The organism is Haloplanus rubicundus, assembly GCF_003342675.1.
In the GTDB taxonomy this organism is placed as follows: domain Archaea; phylum Halobacteriota; class Halobacteria; order Halobacteriales; family Haloferacaceae; genus Haloplanus; species Haloplanus rubicundus.
In genome coordinates this window covers 3,174,800-3,200,811 of the sequence record NZ_CP031148.1, presented here as the reverse complement: position 1 = coordinate 3,200,811, position 26,012 = coordinate 3,174,800, and the positions used below count along the sequence as shown (strand labels likewise).

The following is a 26,012-nucleotide window of genomic DNA, read 5'->3' as shown; positions in this document are numbered from 1 at the left end:
CCGTCGACCCGTTCGGGACATCACTGTTCGAAGTTCGCCATGACCTCCCGGGAGCGGTCCCCGGCCTGATCGATGGCTTCGTCGATGCTCATGTCGCCGTGCAGGTAGTTGAACAGCATGTTGCCGAACGTCGACTCGGAGAACACCGGCGAGGCCAGCGCGTTGTTGGGATCGGTTTCGCCCACGAGCGTCTTCGCGGTTTCGACCATCTTCACCACGTCCTCGATGAGGATGTGGTCGTTCGGCCGAACCCACGTGTCGATGAACTCGTTGTCGAGGAACTCCTCGTCGTCGACGGCCGCCGGGAACGGCGGCAGGTTGTGCAGCGGCGCGATGTGCAGCAGTTCGTACAGCGGCTCGGGCCGGGACATGAACTGCACGAACTCCCGGGCGCCCTCCTTGTTGTCCGCGGCGTCGAACATGACCCATCCCTCCGAGAAGGCCTGGTGGGTCTGCTCCGCGTTCGACGGCGGATGCATGAGACCGGTGTCCTCGGCGACGGCCTCGTTGTTCGCCACCGCCTGCTGGAGCGGTCGCGCCCCGAAGTACTTCACTTCGTTCACCTGTTCGGACCAGTAGGACTCGATCTGTGGGCCGTAGCCGTAGCCCGACCCGTCGACCGAGACTTCGTTGAGCTGGCTGATGTACTCCAGGACTTCCTTGGTGAGTTCGCGATTCTCGCCCTGGTCCATCACGACTTCGACGGTGTCGCCGTTGCGCTCGAAGATCTGACCACCGTTCTGGAACATGTGGTCGATGTAGTACTCGGTGGCCATCAGGGTCTGTCCGGCCGGGACGCAGGTCCCGCGGCGTTCGCCGACCCCGTCGGTCGCCTGGACGCCCTCCAAGAACTCGTCCCACGTGGGTTCGCGGGGCGCCATGCCCGCTTCCTCCTGCCACGTGCTCACGCGGTACCAGTCCATCGTCATGTTGACCCAGATGGGGACGACGTACTGGCTGCCCTGCAACGAGAAGAGGAAGTCTTCGTTGAAGTCGTAGCCGTACAGCTCTTCCATCCAGCTCGCTTGGTCGCTCAGGTCCGCGAGCACGCCCTGCAGCGCCAGCCCGCCACCTTTCTCCGGCGCCGTCGTCGTGAGTTCCGGCGGGTCACCGGCCTGCAACAGCCGCGAAATGCGGGCCGACTGGCTCGACCCGACGCCGACGAACTCCAGTCGGACGCCGTAGCCCGTCTCCTCACTGAACCGCTCCGCCCACTTCTGGTAGTACTGCTTGAACGCGGAACTGTTCTCCGCCGAGAGGAAGTGGACTTCGCCCTTGTCGCCCGAAATCGTTCGCTGTTCGCCGGCGGGCGTTCCGCCGCCACCGCCGCCGCCGCCACCGCCACCGCCGCCGCCACCCGAACAGCCTGCCAGGGTGGTCGTTGCCGCTGCCGCTACCCCCGCTCGTCTGAGGAACCGCCGTCTACTTTCATCCATGGCATTACACCACACCCATCATGTTATTACCTAACGTATAAACATTTAGTTTGATTAAATAGCTAAGATATCTCCCCGACGGCGCCCACGTCCCCCGCGTTTATCCGCCGCTCGTCCGTACGGTGACGGTATGGCTGTCTACCAACGGCGGACGCGGGTCGCCGCGCCGCTTTCCGAGGTGTGGGAGTTTCACTCGCGCGTGAGTGGGCTGGAGGCGTTGACCCCCGGGTGGATGAACCTCCGCGTCGAGTCCGTCATCGGCCCGGACGGCGACCCAGACCCCGGGATTCTGGAGACCGGATCGCGTATCGACGCGTCGATGCGGCCGTTCGGCGTCGGCCCGCGCCAACGGTGGACTTCGGTCATCACCGCGCGCGAACGCGAGGACGGGTCCGCGTACTTTCGCGACGAGATGGAGGGCGGCCCGTTCCGTCACTGGGAGCACACGCACCGATTTTTCGCCGACGGCACGGAGACGGTCGTCGACGACCGCGTGGTCTACGCCCTGCCGTTCGGGGCGGTCGGCGAGGCAGTGAGCCGACTCGCCCGAATCGGCTTCGAACCGATGTTCCGCTACCGACACCGGCGGACCCGCGCGTTGCTGGAGTGAGCGTTCGATAGTGGTTATTGCAACTGTGTACCGGCGTGTTGCCGCCCGTGTTCGGCAACACGCCGGCAATGACTTCCAATAATCACTATGAGGGCGGCGCTCCAACCGCTGCCCATGGACGTGGACGTCGTCGACATGGATCACGTCGCGCTCCGCGTGAGCGACATCGACCGCGCGCTCGAATTCTACCACGACTTGCTCGGGATGGAGATTCGTGACCGCGACCGGTTCGAGGCCGGCGAGGTGCCGTACGTCGCCGTCGTCGCCGGCGGCCGCCACCTCCATCTGGTCCCGAGTGACGACGACATCGACGTGGGCGGAGACCACGTCTGTCTCCTCCTCCGCTCCGACGGCACGGGAACCCGTGCGGAACTCGACGCCCTCCTCGACGAACTCAGGGACGCCAGCGTCGAGGTGGAGGCCGGCGAACCTCACGAGCGCTACGGTGCGTACGGGCGCGACTGGGCCGCGTACGTGCGCGACCCGGACGGGCGGCGCGTCGAACTCAAATTACACTAATCGCCGGCCACGCGCCGGCGCGCCGACGCGGTGACGTAGATGCCGGCGAGGACGACGGCGCCGCCGCCGAGCGTCCCCGCCGTCGGCACCTCCGACAGGAGCAGGGCGGCGAGGAGCGTACTCCCCACGGGTTCACCGAGCAAGGAGACGCTGACGACGTGGGACTCGACGTGACCGAGCGCCCAGTTGACGACGGTGTGGCCGAGGACGCCCGGCCCGATCGCCATCGCGACGAACAGCACCCACTCGTGGGGCGGGTAGGCGAGCAGCGCCGTCCCCCGTCGGAGCGCGACGACGAGGAGGACGGCCGCACAGGCGGTGTAGACCACGGTCACGTACGGGAGGACGGCTAGCCGTCGCCGGAGCGACCGCCCGGCGAGGACGTAGCCCGCGGCCGCGATGGCACCGAGGAGCGCGAGGGCGTTGCCGTAGGTGGTCCCCGCGAGTGCCATCGACCCCGCGAGTGCCGGGCCGACGGAGAGCCAGGCCATCCCGACGAGGGCGACGCCGATGCCGACGAGGCTCCGTCGAGTCACGCGCTCCCCGAGGAGGAGCCACGCCCCGGCGACGACGAACACCGGTTGCGCCTGCACGAGCGTGACGCTCGCGGCGACGGAGGTGTGATCGAGGCTCTCGAACCACGCGACGAAGTGGACGGCGAGGAGGACGCCCGCGGTGACGGCGACGACGCCGTCACGACGGCCGATCGAGGAGCGCTCTCGGTGACGCCGTCGGAACGCCAGCGGTCCGAGCGCGCCCACGGTGAACGACACCCGGTACAGCGCCTTGACGACGTTCGGCGCGTCGCTCCAGCGCACGAGGATGGCGCTCGTACTGATCGCGAGCACCGCGACGCCGAGGGCGAGTAGCGGCGGGACGGCGGGGTCGTCGGACGCGGCCACACGCCATCGGTCGTCGGGCGGCGGTTTACCGATGTCGACCACGGGTCGAACGCCGTCGGTCCGCCAGTTCGGTTTATCGAAGAAGAAATTTCTTCAAAAAGTGGTTGAAAGAATTATTTGGCATCATTTACGTAGTTGGAGATACAAGTACACTCCGATGACGCGTTCGATACGCGATTGGCTATGGGTACTGACCTTTGCGGTGCTCATCACGTTCTCGGTTCCCTGGTTCCTCTGGGGGTCGTCGACCGTCGTCGCCGGCCTGCCGGTGTGGCTGTGGTGGCACGTTGGCTGGATGGGCGTGGCGTCTATCGTCTTCGCCCTCTTCGCCCGGAGCGGGTGGGATCGGCTGATGGGCGTCGACACGGACGCCGGCTTCGCGGCCGGAGGTGACCCGTGACGCTCCAACCGCTCGGTATCGTCGTCGCCTACCTCCTGTTGGCGCTCGGCGTCGGCTTCCTCGCCTACCGCGTCGGCGGGTCGGACGCCGAGGACTTCTATCTCGCCAGCCGGACGCTCGGGACTCTCGTTCTCCTCTTTACCACCTTCGCGACCCTGCTCTCAGCGTTTACCTTCTTCGGCGGGCCGAACCTCGCGTACGCGGCCGGTCCGGAGTGGATTCTGGTGATGGGGCTGATGGACGGCATCCTCTTTGCCGTCCTCTGGTACGTCATCGGCTACCGACAGTGGCTCATCGGCCGCGCCCGCGAGTACGTCACCCTCGGCGAGATGCTCGGGGACCGGTTCGGCTCCCCCCTGTTGCGGGCGCTTGTCGCCGGCGTCAGCCTCCTCTGGCTCTTCCCGTACGTCATGCTCCAGCAGATGGGCGCCGGCGAGGCGCTCCGGGGGCTGACCGCCGGCGCCGTTCCCTACTGGGGCGGCGCCGCACTCATCACCGTCTTCATGATCGTCTACGTGATGCTCGCCGGCCTGCGTGGCGTCGCGTGGACCGACACCCTGCAGGGGCTCTTTATGCTCTCGGTGCTCTGGGTCGCCGTCGTCTGGATCGTCGGCGCCGTCGGCGGCGTCGACGCAGCCACCGAGGGGATGATCGCGGCCAACCCCGACTTCGCCGGTCTCGGCGGCGGCCTCTACTCGCCGCAGTTCATCGTCTCCTCGGCGGTCACCATCGCCTTCGGCGTCACCATGTTCCCGCAGATCAACCAGCGCTTCTTCGTCGCGAAGTCGGCGACGGTGCTGAAGCGCTCCTTCGCCCTCTGGCCGGTGCTCGTCCTCCTCCTGTTCGTCCCCGCGTTCATGCTCGGGGCGTGGGCCGCCGGCCTCCCCATCGAGGTGCCCGAGGGGGCGAACGTCCTCTCGGTCCTGCTGGCCGAGTACACGCCGACGTGGTTCGCGGCACTCGTCGTCGCCGGCGCGATGGCCGCGATGATGTCCTCCTCGGACTCGATGCTTCTCTCGGGGTCGTCCTATTTCACCCGTGACCTCTACCGGCCGCTCGTGCGGCCGGACGCGAGCGACCGCCGCGAGGCGTGGATCGCCCGGATCGGCGTCGCCGCCTTCGCCACCCTCGCGTTCGTCGCCAGCCTCACCCGCCCCGGGACGCTCATCGAAGTCGGCGACACCGCCTTCTCCGGGTTCGCGCTCCTCGCGCCTCCGGTCATGATCGCGCTCTACCGGGAGGCGACCACCCGCGACGGGATGCTCGTCGGCGTCGCCGTCCCACAGGTGCTCTACCTCCTCCACGTCCTCGTCCCCGCGACGACGGTTCGGATCGCCGGCACGAGCGTCGAACTTCTCGCCCGGGCCTACGGCGGGTGGGACGTGGCGCTCGCGTTCATGCTTCTGGGCGCCGTCCTCACCGTCGGCGTCTCCGCCGTCTCGTCGCCCTCGTTCGGCGAGGACGCCGAGCGCTTCGCCGTCGGCGGCGACTAGCCGCCTTCGGAAGGTCTACCTGTCCCCCACGCTACCATCCCCCTATGAGCGACATTCTCGACGACGAGACGGCGGCGAAGATCATCCGAAACATCCGGAACAACGAACAGGAGAGCCCGCACTTCCAGGCGACGATGATCAACTTCGTCTACTCGCTCAATCAGAGCGACGGCGGCCTCGACGAGATCGACCTCGACGAGGAGGAAATCGAGGAGATCCTGACCGGGATGCCCACCAACCCCGAACTCGAACTGCAGTACATGGACTAGGTGCGCTCGGCCCACGGCCGCAGTATCGCGTGCACCGCCTCGTTCATGGGCGCCGCGACGCCCACGCGCTCGGCGTGGCGCACGACCGACCCGTGGAGGGCGTCGAGTTCCAACCGCTTCCCGTGGGTCAGATCGTAGTGCAGCGAGGAGTACATCTCCGGGTCCAGATCCCGGACGAACTCGCACCACTCGTCGACCACCGCCTCCGGCAGGTCGACCCCTTCCGCCCGCGCGACGGCACTCACTTCCTCCATGAGCCGCCGGTACATCGTCCACGACGCCTCCGACTCCCGAATCTCCCCCAGCGGCAGCCGCGTCGTCGCCGTCATCCCCGCCTGCGCGCAGATGAGACAGAACTTCCGCCAGAGTTCGACCCGCACGTCGTCGGCCAGCACCGCCTCGACGCCCGTACACGACGAGAGTGCGTCGTCGAGCGCCTCGATTCGGGGCGTTCGCTCGCCGTCGAGTTCGCCGTAGACGAACCGCGCGGGACCGCCCGTATGCTCGACGACGCCCGGTTCGGCGATGGTCGAGAAGATGTACGCCACGCCGCCGACCACGTGATCGGCACCGACTTCCTCGGCGATCCACGCCTCGTTGTCGACGCCGTTTTGGAGGGAGACGACGGCCGTGTCGTCGTCCAGCAACGGCCCGAGGGCCGAGGCCGCCTCGCGCGTGTCGTACGACTTCACGCAGAACAGCACGCAGTCACAGGGGCCGACCGCGGCCGGGTCGTCCGTCGCCGGCGGATCGACCGCCGTATCGCCGGCGATGCTCTCGACCCGCAAGCCCGACGACTGGAGCGCCGCCAAGTGGTCGCCGCGAGCGATCAGATGCACCTCGTGGCCGGCGTCCGCGAGTCGAGCGCCGAGATACCCACCGACGCCACCGGCACCGAAGACGGCGAACTTCATGGTCGGCGTACGACCGACGACGGCAAAGGCGCTTGGGACTCCACGCGAGTCTCGGGCTGTGATTCTCCGAAATAATGTTAGATTATTAATGGTTGGCGGACGATTCTCGTACGAGGGTGAACGTGGGTGCCTCTGACAAATACACATCGTTCGTCCGTTCCCGCCGTTCTCCCTCCCCTACCCGTCAAATCACCTCGAACCTCCGAGATCGGCGGATAGTTCGAGGGATCACTACCAGTCCGACAGACTGGACAGAGATCAGTCCTCGACGGATCACGCTCGACGATTCGTACCGAGCAATCGTTACAGCAGTGTTCGACATGCTCAGAGTTCGGCACCGCGACAGACACCGACCCGTTCGAGTCGGTGGGGCCGGTGGCTGGGTGGCCCACTTTGGTTCTCGTCGCCGGATCGTACAGCTCGCTCGCGCGGACGAAGTAGGGACCGCGCGTCACCACGACCACCACCGTTCAACTGTAAGAACCGACCGACAGCGAAGGGATGCGTCTTGATGCCAGTTGCACTCCAGAAATCGGCGACCCTGACCGAAATCGGCCGCAAAGATGTATTGAATCGCCAGAAAACAGAAGTCTCTACTCTGTCGTAATTCGGAGAGAGAAGGTATCCGCCCTCCCCGATTTGAACGGGGGGCAAGCCGATCTACAGTCGGCTGCTCTACCAGTCTGAGCTAAGGGCGGGCACCTACACGTAATCGCCAGACTGGACTTAAGGATTCCCATTCGTCCGGGCGGACCCGAACCCTTTCCCCGGCCGGCCGCCATCGACGCCGCATGGACGAGGAGCGACAGGCCACCTTCGGGCCGGACGGCGAGTTGGAGACGGAGGCGCCGGAGGCGACGGGCACCAACGACTTCGGCGAGGAGACGGGCGCCGACGAGACGGACGGCGGGTTCAACCGCTACGCGGTGGTCAGCCTCCTCCAGAAGGCCATCCGCCGCGGCGACGAGGAGGTGTCGGCGTGGTGTGCCTGGGAACTCGCCCGCTCCGGCTTCGGGTGGAACCTCTGGGACCGCCTGAACACCTTCGTCGTCGAGGACCTGCAGGCCGACGCCCGAGCGGCCCTCATCGTCGGCCGGTACGAAGACCTCGCGACGGACTGGGACATGGACTCCCGGCGCGGGCAGATGGCGGCGGTGCAGGCGGCGCTAGTCGTCGCCCGCGCTCGCGGCGCACGCGAGGGCGCGAACGCGGTCAACGCCTTCCACGCCATCGCGAAGCGGCGGGCCGCAGCCCACGAACGGGGCGAGGAGCCGACGCACTCCTTCCCCGTCACGGCCGACGACCTCTCGGCTGGTGGCCGGTTCGACGTGGCACTCGACGGCCACACGGGTGAAGGAAAGCGGCTGAACCGCAGTTCGCCGTTCTTCCGGGTCCACGGCGCGCGCGTCGGTCCCGAGGGCGAGACGGAGTCGAGCGCGCGGTGGAAGCGACTGTATCTGGCGCTCGACGAGTACGACTACACGGCCGAGGAGGTCGAACACGCGCTCTCGGCGGTCGACGCCGACGACCCGTGGACGGAACCCGATTTCGACGGCGACCGATAGGGAGCATCGGAAGTCGTCAGCGATTCTCGTCGGATCGTCCCGGCGAGAACCTCTGGACAGTTACGATAACCCCTCTGGGCCGACTCACTCGTCCCACAGCGCGTACATATCGTCGCGGATCGGCTCCGTGTACCGCTCGCCGTCGAGTTCGACGCCCGCCTCGCCGGCTTCGACGCGGCCGACCTCGACCGCGTCGATTCCCTCGTCGGCCAGCGCTCCCAGCGCCGCTTCCACGTCGTCCTCGTCGACGGCGGCGAGCAACGCGCCGGAGCCGAGGACGCGGAGCGGGTCGACGCCGACGGCGTCGCAGACGGCGCGCGTCTCGTCGCGGACGTGGACGGCCCCGCGGTCGATTTCGAGGGTCGCCTCCGCGGTCAGCGCCACCTCGATCAGGCCCTCGAGGACGCCGCCTTCCGTCGGATCGTGCATCGCCGTCGCGACGGGCGCGAGGACGGCCGCCTCCGGCATGACGCTGAGGTCGTCGAACGCGGCCGTCGCGCGGTCGAGCGTCGACGCCGGGAGGTCCAGTCGGTCGCGGAAGTCGGTGGCGACGACGCCCGTCGCCTCGATGCCTGCGCCCTTCGTGAGCAGAATCCGGTCGCCGGGTGTCGCTCCGCCCGTCGGGACGTAGCGGTCGGCGACCCCGAGGCAGGTGAGCGAGCAGAGCGGCCGGTCGAGGCCGGCGACGACTTCGGTATGCCCGCCGGCGATGGCCAGCCCCAGTCGATTCGATTCGGCGTCGAGTTGGCCGGTGATCGTATCCAGCAGGTCCGCCTCGGCGCTCGGAAGCAGCACCGTACAGAGGAGAAACTCCGGGCGGCCGCCACAAGCCGCCACGTCGTTCGAGGCGACGGCGACGGCCAGTTGGCCGATGCGCTCGGCCGCGAGCGAGATGGGGTCCGTGCTGACGACCAGCGTCTCCCCGCCCACCCGAATCGCCGCGGCGTCCTCGCCGAACGCGGCCCCGACGAGCAGGTCCGGGTTCGCCGCGCCCGTCCGCGACAGGACGAGGTCGGCGAGCGTCGCCCGATCCAGCTTCCCGGTCATGCGCGGCGCTACGCCCGCCCCGTTGATGTGCCTTCCCGTCCGAACCGCACCTACAAGCCGTCGGGGGCGGTAGGCGACGTATGCTCCTGACACCCGGCCCGACGGCGCTGCCGCCGTCCGTCCGCGACGTGATGAGCGAGGAACTGATCAACCCCGACGTCGACCCGGCCTTCGCCGACCGTTACGATGCTCTGCTCGACAAACTCGGGACCGTCTTTGGCACCGACGACGAGGTGGTCGTCATGGGCGGCGAGGGCATCCTCGGTCTGGAGGCGGCCATCGCCTCGACCGTCGAACCCGGCGACCGGGTTCTGTGTCTCTCGAACGGGCCGTACGGCGACGGCTTCACGGATTTCGTGGAGAGTTACGGCGCCGAGTCGACGCTCGTCGACGCCGACTACGACGACTCGCTCCCTGTGGTCGAACTGGAGCGAACGCTCGCGGCGGGCGAGTACGACGTGGCGACGATGGTCCACTGCGAGACGCCGACGGGGACGCTCAACGACCTCTCGCCCGCGCTCGATCTGCTCGACGAGCACGGCGTCCTGACCATCGTCGACGCCGTCTCCTCCCTCGGCGGGGCGCCCGTCCCGACCGACCGCATCGACATCTGTCTCGGCGCGTCACAGAAGTGCTTCAGCGCGCCGCCGGGCCTCGCCATCGCGTCGGTGAGCGACGTGGCGTGGGATCGGATCGAGGCCCGCGACCCCGCGTCGCTTTACACCAACCTGCTCCCGTGGCACGAGGCCGAACAGCCCTACCCCTACACCCACCTGACGACGCTCGTCGTCGCGCTCGACGAGGCGCTCGACTTGCTCCTAGACGAGGGGCTGGACGCCGTCCACGACCGCCACCGCGAGGTGGCCGCGTACTGCCGGGAGCGTGGTGCCGAGATGGGGCTCGACCCCTATCCCGACCCCGAACGGAGTTCGCCGACCGTCACTGCCTTCTCCGTGCCGGGACGGGCGACCGCGTTGCAGGAACGGCTCCGGGAGGCCCACGACGTGACGCTCGCGACGGGGTTCGGTGACCTCGCGGACGACGTGCTCCGGGTGGGGCACATGGGGTACAACGCCGACCCCGACCGGGTGGAGCGGGCGATGGACGCCCTCGCCGCGGAACGCTAGTCGATCCCCTGTTCGGTCACCCTGATTCCTTTCTCCGCGAGGTGGCGCATCTGTCGCTGGGCGAAGTCCTCCTCGCTCGTTCCCCGAGTCGCGAGGACGTACACCGTTGCGCTCCCGGCGGGACGCATCGTCCGGCCGGCCCGCTGGGCGCCCTGCCGGCGTGACCCGCCGAGCCCCGAGGCGACGACGGCGAGTTCGGCGTTCGGCAGGTCGATCCCCTCGTCGCCGACGCGGGAGACGACGAGCGTCCGGCGCTCGCCGGATCGGAACTCCTCGAACAGTCGGTCGCGTTCGTAGTGGGGCGTCTCGCCGCTGACGAAGGGGGCGTCGAGGGCGTCGGCGATTGCCCGGCCGTGATCCAGCCACTCGACGAACACGAGTGCCTTCGCAGTCGGGTGTTCGGCGAGGAGGTGGCGCACCTCGTCGACCTTCGCGGGGTTCTCGCCGGCGATGCGGTGTTTCGCCCGCGGCTCCGCGCTCGCGTACGCGTTCCGTTCCTCGTCGTTCGCCCAGGGGAGGTAGCGAATTTCGACTTCCGGCTCCTGCACGTAGCCGGCGTCGAAGAGGGCGTCCCAGTCGGTGCCGATGGGCGGCCCGACGAGCGTGTAGATGTCCGTCTCTCGGTCGTCCTCCCGGACCGGCGTCGCGGAGAGGCCGAGGCGGTGTTTGCTCTGGAGGTCCGCGCTCCGGCGATACACGTTGCTGGGGATGTGATGCACCTCGTCGTAGACGATGAGGCCCCACTCGCGGCGGTCGAAGAGCGCGCGGTGGCGGTCCATGCCCGCGACCTGATACGTCGCGACCGTGACGGGCCGAATCTCCTTCTCGCCGCCGTGATACTCGCCGATGTCCGCCTCCCCGAGCGTGGTGTGTTCGAGGAGTTCCGCCCGCCACTGGCCGGCGAGTTCGCGGCTGGGGACGAGGATCAGCGTCTCGCCGCCGACGGCCGCGAGGGCGCCGATGGCGGCGACGGTCTTCCCGCTCCCCGAGGGGCCGACGAACACGCCGGCTCGCTGGTCGAGGAAGCGATCCACCCAGTCGCGCTGGTAGTCCCGGAGCGAGGTGGTCAACTCGACGTCCAGCGGATCGCCGGTCTCCAGACTCCGGTCGTCGACCACGGGGTAGCCCGCCTCGTAGAGGATCCGCTTGATCGACGCCTCGCTCCCCTCGACGACCCAGCTCTCGGTGTCCGAAATCGGGGCGTGGAGGTGTTCCTCGTCGAGTTTCTGCCGGGCGACGTTGCCCATCAGACTCTCGCTCGCCGCCTCCAACACGGTGTAGCCGTCCTCGTGCGTCGTGAGCGTGAACTGGCGGGCGCGGGTCCACTGGCGTTCGATCCACTCCTCCAAGTGGGGTGATCGACGGGGGAGTACGGAGCGGAGCGTCCGCAGGAAGGCGTCGCAGTCCTCGAACGGGGCGGCCCACACGTCCTCCCGTCGGATGCGATAGAGATAGCCCTTGGTTCCGGAGGTGTCGACGAGGTGGGCGACCCGCGAGAGTTGCGCGCGCGTGTACTGGCTCGGTTGGTCGACGACGAGTTCGCGGCGCTCGGGAAAGAGAACGACGCGCTCGCGCTCGGCGAGACGACCCCACTCGGTCGGGTACCAGACGACTGGATCGGCCTCGACGTCGAGTCGTTGCACGTCGCCCTCGGCGACCAGTCGGTCGAGGGCCTCGCTGGCGGCCGACTGTGAACAGCCGAGACGACGGGCGATCCGTTGGGCGGTGGCGACGGGACGTCCCTCCTCCTGTAGCGCGTCGTGGAACGATTCCACGGTAACGGCTGGGTCGCCGCCGTCTCCGTCGGCAGACTCGTCGGTCATCGGTCGCGGTACGACTCGGACGGAGAAACGAGTTGTGACCCGTTACCCCAGCAGTCCGAGGTCGTCGATGCGGTCGACGATAACTTCGACCGCCTCGGCCGCGTCGGCGGTCCGCTTCCCACCCGTGATGACGATCTTCCCGCTCCCGAAGAGGAGGATCACCACGTCCGGATCGTCCATCCGGTAGACGAGGCCCGGGAACTGCTCGGGCTCGTACTCCACGTCCTCCAATCCGAGGCCGATGGCGAGGGCGTTCAGGTTGAGGGTGTGTCCCAGGTCCGCGCTGGAGACGATGTTCTGGACCGTGATCTCCGGGTCCTCCTCGACGGGTATCTGGAGGTCCCGGAGTTTCTGGAAGATGATGCCGAGCGCCTCGTGCACGTCGTCGATGCTCTTCGCGCCCGTGCAAACGATCTTGCCCGAGCGGAAGATGAGGGCGGCCGCTTTCGGTTCCTGCGTCCGGTAGACCAGCCCCGGGAAGTTGTCGGGGTTGAAGTCCGCTCCCGGGAGGTCCTCCGCCAGCGCTTCGAGGTCGAGTTCCTGTCCGATGCCGGTCGACGCCACCACGTTCTGAATCTCTATCGAGTCTGCCGGGTCACTCATCGTATGCGCCCAAATGCACGCCCCATCCTTATAAACCACCCCGGAGATAGTCGAGTTTCGATCCACGACGCCGTTCGACCGGTCGGATCGTCCGTCGTGAGGCCGCGACCCACGACAGGGATCACCACGCAAATATCAACCCGTCTGCCGATTTCGGCGGAAACCAACGGGGTTAAGTATTCACCTCCATTCGAATGGAATGCGAAGGCGGCGAGGGCGACGATGCCCTCGACCCCCGGACTGGAACGCCGACCCGGTGCGACCCACGCCCGATCAACGGGCTTATATGGGTCGCCCGCGTCGGTTCAGGTCCGGACGAGAGATGAGGATTCCACCCCTGCGGTCCGCCGTAAGACGGGATCTGATGTGAGCCTCGGTGGTTCGGTGACACCCGGTCGATCGGGCGGCCCGAACCACCACCTTGGACCTCAGTGGTCTTTACGACGCGGAAACATTACGTTTCCCGCCACCCCTCACTCCACATGGAGTGAGCCCATTCCGGTTGATCCTGCCGGAGGCCATTGCTATCGGGGTCCGATTTAGCCATGCTAGTTGTACGAGTTCACACTCGTAGCAAATAGCTCCGTAACACGTGGCCAAACTACCCTACAGAGAACGATAACCTCGGGAAACTGAGGCTAATAGTTCATACCCGTCCCATGTTGGAATACAGGGACGTGCAAACGTTCCGACGCTGTAGGACGTGGCTGCGGCCGATTAGGTAGACGGTGGGGTAACGGCCCACCGTGCCGATAATCGGTACGGGTTGTGAGAGCAAGAACCCGGAGACGGAATCTGAGACAAGATTCCGGGCCCTACGGGGCGCAGCAGGCGCGAAACCTTTACACTGCACGCAAGTGCGATAAGGGGACCCCGAGTGCGAGGGCATACAGTCCTCGCTTTTCACTACCGTAAGGTGGTAGTGGAATAAGAGCTGGGCAAGACCGGTGCCAGCCGCCGCGGTAATACCGGCAGCTCGAGTGATGGCCGATCTTATTGGGCCTAAAGCGTCCGTAGCCGGCCACACAAGTCCATCGGGAAATCCGCCAGCCTAACTGGCGGGCGTCCGGTGGAAACTGTGTGGCTTGGGATCGGAAGACCCAACGGGTACGTCTTGGGTAGGAGTGAAATCCTGTAATCCTGGACGGACCACCGATAGCGAAAGCACGTTGGGAAGACGAATCCGACGGTGAGGGACGAAAGCCAGGGTCTCGAACCGGATTAGATACCCGGGTAGTCCTGGCCGTAAACGATGTCTGCTAGGTGTGGCTCCCACTACGAGTGGGTGCTGTGCCGTAGGGAAGCCGCTAAGCAGACCGCCTGGGAAGTACGTCCGCAAGGATGAAACTTAAAGGAATTGGCGGGGGAGCACTACAACCGGAGGAGCCTGCGGTTTAATTGGACTCAACGCCGGACATCTCACCAGCATCGACAACAGCAATGACGATCAGGTTGATGACCTTGTCAGAGCTGTTGAGAGGAGGTGCATGGCCGCCGTCAGCTCGTACCGTGAGGCGTCCTGTTAAGTCAGGCAACGAGCGAGACCCGCACTCCTAATTGCCAGCACCGGCTTCGGCCGGGTGGGTACATTAGGAGGACTGCCGTGGCTAACACGGAGGAAGGAACGGGCAACGGTAGGTCAGTATGCCCCGAATGTGCTGGGCTACACGCGGGCTACAATGGCCAAGACAATGGGTTCCCACCTCGAGAGAGGGCGGTAATCTCCTAAACTTGGTCGTAGTTCGGATTGAGGGCTGAAACCCGCCCTCATGAAGCTGGATTCGGTAGTAATCGCGTGTCAGCAGCGCGCGGTGAATACGTCCCTGCTCCTTGCACACACCGCCCGTCAAAGCACCCGAGTGGGGTCCGGATGAGGCTTGGTTCCCAAGTCGAATCTGGGCTCCGCAAGGGGGCTTAAGTCGTAACAAGGTAGCCGTAGGGGAATCTGCGGCTGGATCACCTCCTACTGACCGGGACCTCCCACACGGGAGGCCCACCACGTAGCGACCACGACTCCAAGGTATCGGTTCGACCGCCCGCGCGACCGGGCACCTACGACCCACCGAGGCTCACACTCACACACACTCGCCCCACGTCCCACCAGGGGACCGGGCCCGTAGCTCAGCGGTAGAGCACCTCCTTTGCAAGGAGGATGCCCTGGGTTCGAATCCCAGCGGGTCCATGCCAGCCCACCGACGCCGAACCGCACGCCTTAAGTGCAAGACGGCGCTCGGTTGGGTTACGCAAGACCGATGCACCATCCCGCGTAAGCGCGGATGGGAAGGGTCGAACGCTGTCGCATCCACGAGAGCGTAATGACACCGTATGTACGTGCGATCCAGGCGTCCACTGGACCCGACAGTTATCCGGGTCACTAGTGTGACATCCATCAAACTGGCTACTGTGCCAGCTGGTGAATGGCTCGGCTCGAGAGCCGAAGACGGACGTGCCAAGCTGCGATAAGCCTCAGGGACCTGCATGGAAGGAAAGAACTGAGGATCTCCGAATGGGAATCCCCTCGCAATTGCCTCGCGCAATGGGGAACGCTCCGAATTGAAACATCTCAGTAGGAGCAGGAAGAGAACGCAAACCGCGATCCCGTTAGTAACCGCGAGTGAACGCGGGTCAGCCCAAACCGAATCCGCAAGGACATGTGGTGTCGGCTGACCATCAGCGTCCGACCCGTCCCGAGAAGTCTCCTGAAACGGAGCGCGATACAGGGTGACAGCCCCGTATCGGGATGCAGTACGACGTGAGTCAGTCCACGAGTAGCGGGGATTGGATATTCCTCGTGAACGTCCCGGGCATCAACCGGGAAGGCTAAACACTCCTCGAGACCGATAGCGAACAAGTAGCGTGAGCGAACGCTGAAAAGTATCCCGAGAAGGGAACTGAAATAGAGCCTGAACTCAGTTGGCGATCGAGCGACGGGGCATACAAGGTCCCTCGACGAACGACCGTGGGGCGACCCACTAGTAGGACTCGAGGGAAGCCGATGTTCCGTCGTGCGTTTTGAAAAACGAACCAGGGAGTGCACTTGCTTGGCGAGTCTAACCCGACAATCGGGGAAGGCACAGGGAAACCGATACGGCCGCAGTCTTACGACCAGGGCCACCGTGTTCAAGCGCGGGGAGTCAAGCGGGTGCGACCCGAAACCAGGTGATCTACGCGTGGGCAGGGTGAAGCGTGCCGAAAGGCACGTGGAGGCCCGTTAGGGGTGGTGTCCTACAATACCCTCCCGTGACCTATGCGTAGGGGTGAAAGGCCCATCGAACCTGGCAACAGCTGGTTCCAGCCGAAACATGTCGAAGCATGACCTCTGCTGAGGTAGTCCGCGAGGTAGAGCGACCGATTGGATGACCCGCCTCCGAGAGGAGTCGGCCATCCTGTCGAACTCCGAACTTGCGGACGCCACAGACGCAGGGAGTCCGGTGTGCGGGGTAAGCCTGTGCACCGTAAGGGAGACAACCCAGCGGTAGGTTAAGGTCCCCAAGTGTGGATTAAGTGCGATCGAAGGTGGTCCCGAGCCCTAGACAGCCGGGAGGTGAGCTTAGAAGCAGCTACCCTCTAAGAAAAGCGTAACAGCTTACCGGCCGAGGTTCGGGGCGCCCAAAATGATCGGGGCTCAAATCCACCACCGAGACCTACCCGTGTCCGTCACAGGACAATCGCGTAGGCTGGCATTCTGCTCGGACGGAAGCGCGGGCGAGAGTTCGCGTGGACCGAGTAGTAACGAAAATCCTGGTCATAGTAGCAGCGAGAGTCGGGTGTGACCCCCGACGGCCTTACGAGCAAGGGTTCCTCGGCACTGTCAATCAGCCGAGGGTTAGTCGATCCTAAGTCTCGCCGTAATTCGACCGAGACAACAGGGAAGCTGGTTAATATTCCAGCACCACTACTCACTGAAAGTCGACGCTTTGGGGACAACCGAACCGGGCCCTCGCCCGGTCGAATCGGATACCACCGTGGAAGCCGTAATGGCAGGAAGCGGTCAAATTCCGAGATAGCGCAAGTCGGTCGTACCTAGAGCCCGTGAAAAGACGAGAGTAGTGATCGTACCGAGATCCGACACAGGTGCTCTGCCGGCGAAAGGCAAGGCCCGTCGGGAGCAACCGGCGTTAGGGAATTCGGCAAGTTAGTCCCGTACGTTCGCAATAAGGGATGCCTGCTCCGGAGAGGAGCAGGTCGCAGTGACTCGGGCGCTCCGACTGTCTAGTAACAACATAGGTGACCGCAAATCCGCAAGGACTCGTACGGTCACTGAATCCTGCCCAGTGCAGGTATCTGAACACCTCGTACAAGAGGACGAAGGACCTGTCAACGGCGGGGGTAACTATGACCCTCTTAAGGTAGCGTAGTACCTTGCCGCTTCAGTAGCGGCTTGCATGAATGGATCAACGAGAGCGCCACTGTCCCAACGCTGGGCCCGGTGAACTGTACGTTCCAGTGCGGAGTCTGGAGACCCCCAAGGGGAAGCGAAGACCCTATAGAGCTTTACTGCAGGCTGTCGCTGAGACGTGGTCGCTACTGTGCAGCATAGGTAGGAGGCGTTACACAGGTACCCGCGCTAGCGGGCCACCGAGCCACCATTGAAATACTACCCGGTAGTGACTGCGACTCTCACTCCTGGCGGAGGACACCGGTAGCCGGGCAGTTTGACTGGGGCGGTACGCGCTCGAAAAGATATCGAGCGCGCCCGATGGTTTCCTCATCCGGGTCGGGAACCCGGAAGAGAGCGCAAGAGCACAAGGAAGCCTGACAGTGATCTTCCCAACGAGGATCGCTGACGCGAAAGCGTGGTCTAGCGAACTTACGAGCCTGCTTGTTGCGGGCCGTAAATGACAGAAAAGCTACCTTAGGGATAACAGAGTCGTCACTCGCAAGAGCACATATCGACCGAGTGGCTTGCTACCTCGATGTCGGTTCCCTCCATCCTGCCCGTGCAGAAGCGGGCAAGGGTGAGGTTGTTCGCCTATTAAAGGAGGTCGTGAGCTGGGTTTAGACCGTCGTGAGACAGGTCGGCTGCTATCTATTGGGGGTGTTACGGTACTTGACGGGAACAAGCGTATAGTACGAGAGGAACTCCGCTTGGGTGCCACTGGTGTACCGGTTGTCTGAGAAGGCAGTTGCCGGGCAGCCACGCACCACGGGGTAAGAGCTGAACGCATCTAAGCTCGAAACCCACCTGGAAAAGAAGTACCACCGAGGACACTCGTAGAAGACGAGTTCGATAGACTCGGGGTGTACGCGTCGAGGCAACGAGACGTTCAGCCCGCGAGCACTAACAGTCCAAGCCACATTCATTGATTCGCACTGTGACCCGATCGACTGTCGGGTCCAGGCGCAAACTGGATCGCACGTACATACGGTATCGACCCACCGACGCTGGCGTTACGATGGTTCGATTCCATCGGTCGGCATGAAGGCGGCCAGAGCGGCGGGGACACACCCGTACCCATCCCGAACACGGACGTTAAGCCCGCCTGCGTATCGGCCAGTACTGGAGTGCGCGAGCCTCTGGGAGACCCGATTCGCCGCCTCACCATTCATACTTCATTCACACCCGCGAGCGACGGCCATCCCCGCTTGTCGGGATTTTATCTCGTGTGAGTAACGGGTCTCGCCGATCCTACCGCTATTTCACGAACGATATTGCACGGCAATCCGAATTAAACCGAGTTTAATCGGGCTGAAACCCTCCGAATCCGGCTTCAGCGCATTCCCGATTTAACGGGGTGTAGCCCGTGGCCTCGACCGGCATGAACACGAAACGAACTGGTGCGATACTGATGGCCGCGCTGTTGCTGGTGTCGACGGTGGCGCCGGCGGCGGTGACGGCGCAGACGGACGAGTCGCTGTCGGTGGACGTGACACAGGACGAAACGGGTGCCGTGGCGATCACCGTGACGGACAACGGTACGGCCGTCGAGAACGCGACGGTGAACGTGACCGCAGCGGCGAACGACACGTACGCCGACGCGGGCGAGTACGACACCGACGCCAACGGCACGGTGTCGCTTTCGGCCCCCGTCGAGCCGACGACGGTGACGGTCGAGGCGAGTTACGACAACACGACCGTCTCGGAGACGGTCGACCTCGACCCCGCACTCGGCGTCGACATCTCGGGTGCGGACGACGGCTCGGTCGTGGTGACGGTCACGCGCGGGAACGACACCGTCGAGAACGCGACGGTGAACGTGACGGCGAACACGACGTACGCCGACACGGGTGAGTTCGAGACGGACGCGAACGGGACGGTCACGCTCGGGAACCCCGAGGAGACGGTCGAACTGACCATCACGGCGACGGACGGGAACGACACGGCGTCGACGACGGTGATCGTCGAACCGGTTCAGACGCTCGCCGTGGGCGTCGAACAGGCCGACGACGGGACGGTGACCGTCTCGGTCGGTCGACTCGGCGAACCGGTCGCGAACGCGACGGTGGACGTGGAGGCCGACGGAAACGACACGTACGCGGGTGCTGGTGAGTACGAGACGGACGAGACCGGAACGGTCGTGCTCCCGGCGCCGTCGGAGGAGGTCACGGTAGCCGTGACCGCGACGGACGAGAACGACACGGCGACGACGACGGCCGAACTCGAACCGCCCGAGCCGGTCGGGCCGTTCGGACAGGTCGTCTCGGCGTTCGTGGACGCACTGAAGGGTGCCGGATTCACGGGCATCGGCTCGCAGGTGTCCGACTTCGTGACGAGCAACAACCCGTCGAGCGCGGGCAACTCGGAGGACGTCTCCCCGCCCGCCGCGGGTAACGATCGACCGGTGACGCCGCCCGCCGCGGGCAACGACGAACAGGTCACTCCGCCGGGCCAACAGGAAGGCAACGACTCGCGCATCGTTCCGGCCGGCCCGCCCACCGAGGACCCCGGTAACTCGGGATCGGCGCCGGGCCAGTCCGACGACGGTGACGGCGAGGACGCCCCGGGCAACTCGGGATCGGCGCCGGGGCAGTCCGGCGACGATGACGAGGAAGACGACGCTCCGGGTAACTCGGGATCAGCGCCGGGGCAGTCCGACGACGGTGACGAGGAAGACGAGAGCGACGAGGAAGACGAGAGCGACGAGGAAGACGAGAGTGACGAAGAAGAGGAGAGCGACGAGGAAGACGAGAGCGACGAGGAAGACGAGAGCGACGAGGAAGACGAGAGCGACGAGGAAGACGAGAGCGACGAGGAAGACGAGAGCGACGAGGAAGACGAAGATGACTCCGATGCCGGCGGCAACGGAAACGCTGGCGGCAACGGAAATGCTGGCGGCAACGGAAACGCCGGTAACGGCGGCGGCAACGGAAACGCTGGCGGCAACGGCCGATAACTGATAGGGATCATCGGAGATCCTCGCTGGGACGGTCCGGCGAGAATCTCTGGACGGTTACGATACCCCCTGTTACCGGCACTCCTTTTCGCGTCGGCGCTGTCGGTCGACGACGGCTTCGAGCGTCGCCGGCGTGCAGTCCGCCAGGGCGGCCGCCCGGTCGACGGCGAGGTTTCGCATCCGGACGGCGACGGCCGCTCCCGCGACGACGCGCGGATCGGGGTCGGCTCCGGGACGCCACGCTCGGTCGTCGAGTGACCGACGGTCCGCTGCGGCGACGGTGAGCATCGCGACGGCGACGGCGGCGTGTGGATCGTCGGGCGGATCGGCCGGCGGTCGGTCGTCCCCGGGGTTCCGAATCGCCCCGTCGACGACGCCCGCGAGCGCCAGCGCTGGCTCTGGGTCGTCACCGACGAGTGCGCGGTCGATGGCGGCCTCGCGAACGTCGTCGAGCATCACGCGGTCGGTCGGGAGAGGGTGTGTTCGACGACGGTGCCGTCGGGGCGGAGCGTCACGGTCCCGAGTTCGACGCGTTCGCCGGTGTCGGCCACGCGATCGACGGCCCGGAGCGTCTCGTCGCGGTCGAGGTGTGTCCAGACGGCCTCTTCGGCCAGTCGCTGGAAGGCGTCGCGGTCGTCCCACGCGGCGTCGAGGTGCGAGGGGACGTGGACCAGAAAGCGAAAGGCGCCCTCGTCGACGCCGATGCTCACGCCGAAGGTGTCGGCGGGCGGCGCGTCGTCGGTGGCGTCGGCCATGGGATCGATCGGTCCGCCGGCGGCATAAGCCGGTCGGTGTGGGTGTGAGTGACTGCCGGACGGCGACGCGATGGCGGCGTTTTTGACCGCCGGCGGCGGATGGAGCGTATGAGCTACGCCATCGGACTCGTCGGCAAGCCCTCGGTGGGCAAGTCGACGTTTTTCAACGCCGCGACGATGAACGACGTCCCGGAGGGCGCTTACCCGTTCACCACCATCGACCCGAGCGTCGGGGAGGCGTACGTCCGCGTCGCGTGCGCGGCCCCGGAGTTCGACGAGACGTGTACCCCGAGCGTGGGCTACTGTGACGACGGGACGCGGTTCGTCCCCGTCCAGCTCGTCGACGTGGCCGGGCTGATCCCCGGCGCCCACGAGGGGAACGGCCTCGGCAATCAGTTCCTGAGCGACCTGAACGAGGCGGACGTGCTGGTCCACGTCGTCGACTTCTCGGGCAAGACGGACAGCGAGGGGGAGCCGACGGAGGGCCACGACCCCCGCGACGACATCGACTTCCTCGAGGACGAACTCGACATGTGGTATCTGGGGATTCTGGAGAAGGGGATCGAGCGCTTCGAGTCGAAGTACCACGGCGCGGACGCGAGCATCGAGGCGGACCTCGCCGAGCAGATGAGCGCGTTCCGGACGAACGAGGACGAGATCAAGCAGATCATCCTCGCGGAGGGGCTGGACCTCGACCCGTCGACGTGGGACGAGGCGGACCGGGAGTCGCTGGCTCGAGAGATCCGCAAGCGCACGAAGCCGATGGTGATCGCGGCGAACAAGATCGACGACCCGGCGGCCGCGGAGAACTTCGCGGACATCGCCGCCGACCCCACCTACGACCACCTGCCCATGGTCCCGACGAGCGCGCACGCGGAGAAGGCACTGAAAGCCGCCGACGAGGCGGATCGGGTCGACTACACGCCCGGCGACGACGACTTCGAACTCGTCGGCGACGTGAGCGAGGAGCAGGAAGCGGGGCTGGAGCAGATCCGGTCGCTCCTCGACGACCACGGCGGGACGGGCGTGCAGTCGTCGCTGGAGGCGGCGCTGTTCGACGCGCTTGACCTCATCGCGGTGTTCCCGGGGAGCGACGACGGATCGACGAGCGAGAAGGGGTCGTTCCGCGACTGCTTTCTCCTGCCCGAGGGGTCGACGGCGGCGGACTTCGCGAACCACATCCACACCGACCTGGGCGACGGGCTACTCCACGGCATCGACTGCCGGTCCTCGCGCCAGATCGGCGGGGGCCACGTCCTCGACGACCGCGACGTGATCGAACTCGTGACGACGACCTAATCGAGGGCGTCCTCGACGGCCCGGAGCGCCCAGCGCGCGCTTTCGGCTTTGACCGTCCAGCGGTCGCCGTCGAGGACGCGACGCTCGGCGCGGGCGAAGGAGTCGCCGGTGCCCCACGGCGCGGCGTAGGCGACGCCGACGAAGACGAGGCCGACGGGTTTCTCCTCGGTGCCGCCGGCCGGTCCGGCGATGCCGGTGGTGGAGACGCCCCACGTCGTTCCCGCGTCGTCGCGGACGCTCCGTGCCATCTCGCGGGCGACGGGGGCGGAGACGGCGCCGTGAGCGTCGAGCGACTCCCGGGTGACGCCGAGCGCGTCGAGTTTGGCGTCGTTCGAGTAGGCGACGACGCTCCGGTCGACGTAGCCGCTGGAACCGGGGACGTCGGTCAGGAGCGACCCGACGAGGCCGCCGGTAAGCGACTCGGCGACGGCGAGGGTTTCGCCGCGGTCACGAAGGCGACGACCGAGGCGGCGTTCGACGGCGTCGTCGGTCGGGGCGGATGGATCGGCGTGGGTGTCGGACATGGGTACTCATTCGACGGCCACGCCCATCAAACGGCACCCCGCAGTCGACGCGGATTCCCGGTTCCGGCCCCTTTATGTCGGGCGAGCGGTGTGAACTGGATATGGCAGAGAAGACGATCGCATTCGTCGGACTCGGGATCATGGGTGGACCGATGGCGAAGAACCTGCTCGACGCGGGCTACACCGTGATCGGCCACAACCGCTCGCAGGAACCGGTCGACGAACACGTCGCCGCGGGCGGCGAGGCGGCCGAGACGCCGAAGGAGGCGGCCGAACGCGCCGACGTGACGATCATGTGTCTGCCGGACCACGACGTGGTCGCGGAAGTGATGCGCAAGGAGGACGGCGTCCTCGCCGGGCTGAGCGAGGGCGACGTAGTCATCGACAACTCGACCATCTCCCCCATCGTCACCGAGGAACTCGCCGAGGAGGTCCGCGAGCGCGGCGCGCACATGCTCGACGCCCCGATCAGCGGCGGCGAGGAAGGGGCCATCGAGGCCACGCTCTCGATCATGGTCGGCGGCGACGAGGACGTACTGGCGGAGTGTCGTCCCATCCTCGACGCGATGGGCGAGACCATCACCCACTGTGGCGACAACGGCGCGGGGCAGGTCACCAAGGCCTGTAACCAGATCGTCGTCGCGGGGACGATGGAGGCCGTCAGCGAGGCGCTCGTCTTCGCCTACAAGGCCGACGCCGATCTGGAGGCGGTCGTCGACGCCATCAGCGGCGGTGCCGCCGGCTGTTGGACGCTCGACAACCGCGCGCCCAGCATGATCCAGGGCGACTTCGACCCCGGCTTCTTCGCCGACTACCAGTACAAGGACCTGCGCATCGCCACCGACGCCGGCGAGGCGTACGAGGCGCCGATGCCTCAGACCGAACTCGTCCACGAGATGTACAAGTCGATGGTCGCGACGGGGCGGGGCAAGGACGACAACTCCGGCGTGATGCAGGTCATCGAGGACATGGCGGGTGTCGAAGCGCGGGTCGAGGACGACTGAACTCGTCGTCGCGACTCTATTCTTCCACGTCGTCGTGGTCCAGCAGCCGCCGCTCCCGGTCCGCGGGCGCGGGGTCGTAGGTGATGATCTCGAGGAGATTTCCCGAAGGGTCGAGGAAGTAGAATCCCTCGAACTCGCCCCAGTCGTAGGGTCCCTGTTTCGGGAACTGGCCGTCGAGGCGGTCCATCAGCGACTCGTAGGTGTCGCGGTCAGTTTCGAACGCGACGTGAGCCTTATCGAGCGGGTGGGCCAGCCCCTTCTGGTCCCACTTCTCGGCCCGCCCCGTCTCCATGAGCGTGACGACGGTTCCAGCACCCGTCTCGAACATGACGTGGGCGCCCTGGAAGTCCTCCGGCGGTCGCAACAGGTCGAGGTCGAGTACGTCCCGGTAGAACTCGTACGCGGCGTCGAGGTCGTCCACGTCGACGTTGATGTGATCGACGGCGTCCATGGGGCTACTGGCGAGTGGCGCCCGATATAGGTTTCCCCGGCTACAGCCGTCGGAGCCAGAGCACGAAGCCACAGCCGACGGTGGCGACGGCGCCGAGCACCCCGAACAGGACGCCGCTGGTGGCGTGTGTGAGCACGACCCCGGCGACGGACGCGCCGGCCGCCCCGACGCCGAACATCGCGAGGTAGGTGAAGCCGTACGAACGGCCGTGGGCGTCGGCCGCGGCGTGTTCCGCGATGACCACCTGATAGATCGGTGCGGTGCCGTAGACGACGACCCCGAGCGCGAGACAGACGGCGACCAGCGGGACGACGCCCACGGTTCGTGCCACCGGGAACGCCACCGCGAGGACGGCCAGCGTCGCGAAGGCGGCGACGAACGCGGTCGTACTCGGGACGCGGTCGGTGAGCCGTCCGCCGGCGTACTGGCCGCCGATGCCGACGGTCAACAGTCCGGTGTAGACGTACTGTGCGGGGTCGATTTCGCGGCCGAACAGGTCGACGGGGACGAGCGACGGCGACTCGGCCAACACGTCGGGGAGGAAGGTGAGCAAGCCCCGGTAGTACGTGCCGTACAGGAGGACGGCGACGAACGCGACGGTGAAAGCGGCGCCGAACAGCGCCCGCGACTCGGCGGCCGTTTGCCGTAGCTCCGCGCCGAGCGATGTCGACGCCGACGCCCCGTCGCCGCCGACGGCGTCGAACTCGACGCGCGAGCCGAGGAGCGCCGCGACGAACGCGGGGACGGCGAGCAGTCCGACCGCGACTTGCCAGTCGACCGACAGCAGGAGGAGCGCAGTCACGAGCGGCCCGGCCGCGGTGCCGACGTTGCCGCCGGCGCCGTGGTACGCGAAGACGGTGCCTCGCTCCTCGGCCGAGCGACTGATCAGCGAGAGGCCCGCGGGGTGATAGAGGCTGGCGAACGCCCCCCACACCAGCATCGCGGCGCCGAGGACGACGACGCCGTCGGCGAGGCTCACGAGCGCGAACCCGGACCCCATCCCGACCATGGACAGGGAGATGAGTTGTCGGGAGCCGAGTCGATCCGAGAGGACGCCGCTGACGGGGGCGCCGAGTCCGACGAGTGCGTAGCCCGCGCCGACGACCGTTCCGACGAGCGCCGCCGACGCGTCGAATTCGGCCATCCAGACCCCGATGAGGAGGGGTATGGACAGCTCGTAGGTGTGAAAGAGCGCGTGCGCAAGCGCCGTGAACTTCACCACGCCGCGGTCGTTCGCGTCCATGGGCTTCCACGACTACCTCCCCCGAACGTATGTGCGTACCGTTCACCGACCCCCGGAGCTATATGCATCCGTCCCGCTTCGTCGGACGATGCGACGCGTTCACGGACCCCTGCTCTCGATCGACCTCGACGAGCGTGCGTGGCGGATCGAGCGCGACGACGACGCCCTCCCGTACGCGCTCGACGGGCTCGAAGCGGCGCTCGACGCCTACTACGAGTACCGAGGATGGAACGGTGACGGAACGGTGCCGGCCGCGCGGTGCGCCCGGCTCGTCGGTCGCGGGTAACGGGCCGATTCGGCACGGTGGTGCGGGCTCGACGGCTACGACTGCTTCCAGTCCGGATCGGAACGTGGCGGCGAGAGGACGCCGATGCCGACCGCGGGTTCGTCTCCGCGATTTTCGGCACCGTGGAGTTCGCCGGACGCGAACACGTACGAGTCGCCCGGACGGAGCGTGACCTCCTCGTCTTCGGTGATCGCCGTGAGAGTCCCCCGAATCATGTAACCGATCTGCTCGTTGTCGTGCCGGTGGACGGGGAGCGTGGCTCCCGGTTCGACCCGCCAGTGTTTCATCGACGCCCGCTCGCCGGCCGTGAGGTCGGCGAGATAGACGCCGTCTGCGACCTCCACGTCGTCCGCTCGCTCGTCGTTGATCCGCCTCATTCGATCTGTCCCCACGTCTCCGATACTGCGT

The 26,012-nt window shown here is 66.2% G+C and carries 23 protein-coding genes, 2 tRNA genes and 3 rRNA genes; 15 read left to right on the top strand and 13 right to left on the bottom strand.

The features are described 5' to 3' along the window. Positions 1-20: 20 nt before the first annotated feature. Complete coding sequence (locus DU484_RS17545; RefSeq protein ID WP_114606573.1) at positions 21-1,436, bottom strand: extracellular solute-binding protein; 1,416 nt, start codon at positions 1,434-1,436, stop codon at positions 21-23. A gap of 130 nt (positions 1,437-1,566) precedes the next feature. Between DU484_RS17545 and DU484_RS17540 the strand changes: the two genes are divergently transcribed. After that, on the top strand, positions 1,567-2,046 hold the full coding sequence (locus tag DU484_RS17540) for an SRPBCC family protein (protein ID WP_114584194.1): 480 nt from the start codon (positions 1,567-1,569) through the stop codon (positions 2,044-2,046). Between the two features lie 114 nt (positions 2,047-2,160). Continuing rightward, positions 2,161-2,565, top strand: coding sequence for a VOC family protein (locus DU484_RS17535; protein ID WP_114584193.1), 405 nt, complete (start codon positions 2,161-2,163; stop codon positions 2,563-2,565). Here DU484_RS17535 and DU484_RS17530 read toward each other — a convergent pair. After that, a complete protein-coding gene (locus tag DU484_RS17530) occupies positions 2,562-3,467 on the bottom strand; it encodes a DMT family transporter (protein ID WP_114587117.1) in 906 nt (301 codons plus the stop codon). The two genes, DU484_RS17535 and DU484_RS17530, sit on opposite strands and share 4 nt — an antisense overlap. A gap of 157 nt (positions 3,468-3,624) precedes the next feature. On the opposite strand from DU484_RS17530, the gene DU484_RS17525 reads away from it, so the two are divergent. From DU484_RS17525 to DU484_RS17515, 3 genes are read left to right on the top strand one after another with little or no spacing between them, the layout of a single operon-like run. Beyond that, the gene (locus tag DU484_RS17525) at positions 3,625-3,867 is read left to right on the top strand and encodes a DUF3311 domain-containing protein (protein ID WP_114584192.1); all 243 of its coding nucleotides are present in this window, start codon (positions 3,625-3,627) and stop codon (positions 3,865-3,867) included. Beyond that, the gene (locus DU484_RS17520) at positions 3,864-5,360 is read left to right on the top strand and encodes a sodium:solute symporter family protein (RefSeq protein ID WP_114584191.1); all 1,497 of its coding nucleotides are present in this window, start codon (positions 3,864-3,866) and stop codon (positions 5,358-5,360) included. Before DU484_RS17525 ends, DU484_RS17520 begins: the two co-directional genes overlap by 4 nt. 44 nt (positions 5,361-5,404) lie before the next feature. Further along, on the top strand, positions 5,405-5,629 hold the full coding sequence (locus DU484_RS17515; protein WP_114584190.1) for a hypothetical protein: 225 nt from the start codon (positions 5,405-5,407) through the stop codon (positions 5,627-5,629). Here the strand turns inward: DU484_RS17515 and DU484_RS17510 are convergent. Both DU484_RS17510 and DU484_RS17500 read right to left on the bottom strand, forming a co-directional pair. Continuing rightward, positions 5,626-6,543, bottom strand: coding sequence for a 2-dehydropantoate 2-reductase (locus tag DU484_RS17510; RefSeq protein WP_114584189.1), 918 nt, complete (start codon positions 6,541-6,543; stop codon positions 5,626-5,628). The genes DU484_RS17515 and DU484_RS17510 overlap by 4 nt on opposite strands. A gap of 624 nt (positions 6,544-7,167) precedes the next feature. Then, positions 7,168-7,241, bottom strand: a tRNA-Tyr gene (locus DU484_RS17500). A gap of 93 nt (positions 7,242-7,334) precedes the next feature. Here DU484_RS17500 and DU484_RS17495 point away from each other — a divergent pair. After that, entirely contained in the window at positions 7,335-8,108 is a 774-nt protein-coding gene (locus DU484_RS17495) for a hypothetical protein (RefSeq protein ID WP_114606571.1), read from the top strand. Between the two features lie 84 nt (positions 8,109-8,192). Here the strand turns inward: DU484_RS17495 and DU484_RS17490 are convergent, their stop codons facing one another. Continuing rightward, positions 8,193-9,155, bottom strand: a complete 963-nt coding sequence (locus DU484_RS17490) for an AIR synthase family protein (protein WP_114584186.1) — start codon at positions 9,153-9,155, stop codon at positions 8,193-8,195. An 80-nt stretch (positions 9,156-9,235) separates the two neighbouring features. Here DU484_RS17490 and DU484_RS17485 point away from each other — a divergent pair, with 80 nt between their 5' ends. Further along, complete coding sequence (locus DU484_RS17485; RefSeq protein WP_114584185.1) at positions 9,236-10,282, top strand: pyridoxal-phosphate-dependent aminotransferase family protein; 1,047 nt, start codon at positions 9,236-9,238, stop codon at positions 10,280-10,282. Here DU484_RS17485 and DU484_RS17480 read toward each other — a convergent pair. Both DU484_RS17480 and DU484_RS17475 read right to left on the bottom strand, forming a co-directional pair. Then, entirely contained in the window at positions 10,279-12,105 is a 1,827-nt protein-coding gene (locus DU484_RS17480; protein ID WP_114606570.1) for a DEAD/DEAH box helicase family protein, read from the bottom strand. The genes DU484_RS17485 and DU484_RS17480 overlap by 4 nt on opposite strands. 42 nt (positions 12,106-12,147) lie before the next feature. Then, positions 12,148-12,708, bottom strand: coding sequence for a TATA-box-binding protein (locus tag DU484_RS17475; RefSeq protein WP_114584183.1), 561 nt, complete (start codon positions 12,706-12,708; stop codon positions 12,148-12,150). Positions 12,709-13,203: 495 nt separating this feature from the next. Between DU484_RS17475 and DU484_RS17470 the strand changes: the two genes are divergently transcribed. The 5 genes from DU484_RS17470 (at position 13,204) to DU484_RS17450 (ending at position 20,042) form a co-directional block, all read left to right on the top strand. Then, a 16S ribosomal RNA gene (locus DU484_RS17470) occupies positions 13,204-14,673 on the top strand. Positions 14,674-14,818: 145 nt separating this feature from the next. Beyond that, a tRNA-Ala gene (locus DU484_RS17465) sits at positions 14,819-14,890 on the top strand. A gap of 207 nt (positions 14,891-15,097) precedes the next feature. Beyond that, positions 15,098-18,011, top strand: a 23S ribosomal RNA gene (locus tag DU484_RS17460). 118 nt (positions 18,012-18,129) lie between these two features. Beyond that, positions 18,130-18,251, top strand: a 5S ribosomal RNA gene (gene rrf / locus DU484_RS17455). Together the 16S, 23S and 5S rRNA genes with 1 tRNA gene alongside form the textbook arrangement of a ribosomal RNA operon. A 216-nt stretch (positions 18,252-18,467) precedes the next feature. Next, the gene (locus tag DU484_RS17450; RefSeq protein ID WP_114606569.1) at positions 18,468-20,042 is read left to right on the top strand and encodes a DNA primase; all 1,575 of its coding nucleotides are present in this window, start codon (positions 18,468-18,470) and stop codon (positions 20,040-20,042) included. Between the two features lie 72 nt (positions 20,043-20,114). Here DU484_RS17450 and DU484_RS17445 read toward each other — a convergent pair whose 3' ends face one another. Together DU484_RS17445 and DU484_RS17440 are read right to left on the bottom strand one after the other, a co-directional pair. After that, on the bottom strand, positions 20,115-20,498 hold the full coding sequence (locus DU484_RS17445; RefSeq protein WP_114584181.1) for a hypothetical protein: 384 nt from the start codon (positions 20,496-20,498) through the stop codon (positions 20,115-20,117). Next, on the bottom strand, positions 20,498-20,797 hold the full coding sequence (locus DU484_RS17440; protein ID WP_114584180.1) for a hypothetical protein: 300 nt from the start codon (positions 20,795-20,797) through the stop codon (positions 20,498-20,500). Before DU484_RS17440 ends, DU484_RS17445 begins: the two co-directional genes overlap by 1 nt. A gap of 108 nt (positions 20,798-20,905) precedes the next feature. Here DU484_RS17440 and DU484_RS17435 point away from each other — a divergent pair, with 108 nt between their 5' ends. Then, positions 20,906-22,096, top strand: a complete 1,191-nt coding sequence (locus DU484_RS17435) for a redox-regulated ATPase YchF (protein WP_114584179.1) — start codon at positions 20,906-20,908, stop codon at positions 22,094-22,096. Here the strand turns inward: DU484_RS17435 and DU484_RS17430 are convergent. Next, positions 22,093-22,620 carry a CinA family protein gene (locus DU484_RS17430; protein ID WP_114584178.1) on the bottom strand — a complete coding sequence of 176 codons (528 nt, stop codon included), beginning with the start codon at positions 22,618-22,620 and terminating at the stop codon, positions 22,093-22,095. The genes DU484_RS17435 and DU484_RS17430 overlap by 4 nt on opposite strands. A gap of 101 nt (positions 22,621-22,721) precedes the next feature. On the opposite strand from DU484_RS17430, the gene DU484_RS17425 reads away from it, so the two are divergent. Then, positions 22,722-23,624 carry an NAD(P)-dependent oxidoreductase gene (locus tag DU484_RS17425; protein ID WP_114584177.1) on the top strand — a complete coding sequence of 301 codons (903 nt, stop codon included), beginning with the start codon at positions 22,722-22,724 and terminating at the stop codon, positions 23,622-23,624. A 16-nt stretch (positions 23,625-23,640) separates the two neighbouring features. On the opposite strand, the gene DU484_RS17420 is transcribed toward DU484_RS17425, so the two are convergent. Beyond that, complete coding sequence (locus tag DU484_RS17420) at positions 23,641-24,075, bottom strand: VOC family protein (protein ID WP_114584176.1); 435 nt, start codon at positions 24,073-24,075, stop codon at positions 23,641-23,643. Positions 24,076-24,115: 40 nt separating this feature from the next. After that, positions 24,116-25,318, bottom strand: coding sequence for an MFS transporter (locus DU484_RS17415; RefSeq protein WP_114606568.1), 1,203 nt, complete (start codon positions 25,316-25,318; stop codon positions 24,116-24,118). 88 nt (positions 25,319-25,406) lie between these two features. Here DU484_RS17415 and DU484_RS17410 point away from each other — a divergent pair, with 88 nt between their 5' ends. After that, a complete protein-coding gene (locus DU484_RS17410; protein ID WP_114584174.1) occupies positions 25,407-25,604 on the top strand; it encodes an aldehyde ferredoxin oxidoreductase C-terminal domain-containing protein in 198 nt (65 codons plus the stop codon). Positions 25,605-25,639: 35 nt separating this feature from the next. On the opposite strand, the gene DU484_RS17405 is transcribed toward DU484_RS17410, so the two are convergent. After that, positions 25,640-25,981, bottom strand: coding sequence for a cupin domain-containing protein (locus tag DU484_RS17405; RefSeq protein ID WP_114587116.1), 342 nt, complete (start codon positions 25,979-25,981; stop codon positions 25,640-25,642). Between the last annotated feature and the right edge of the window lie 31 nt (positions 25,982-26,012).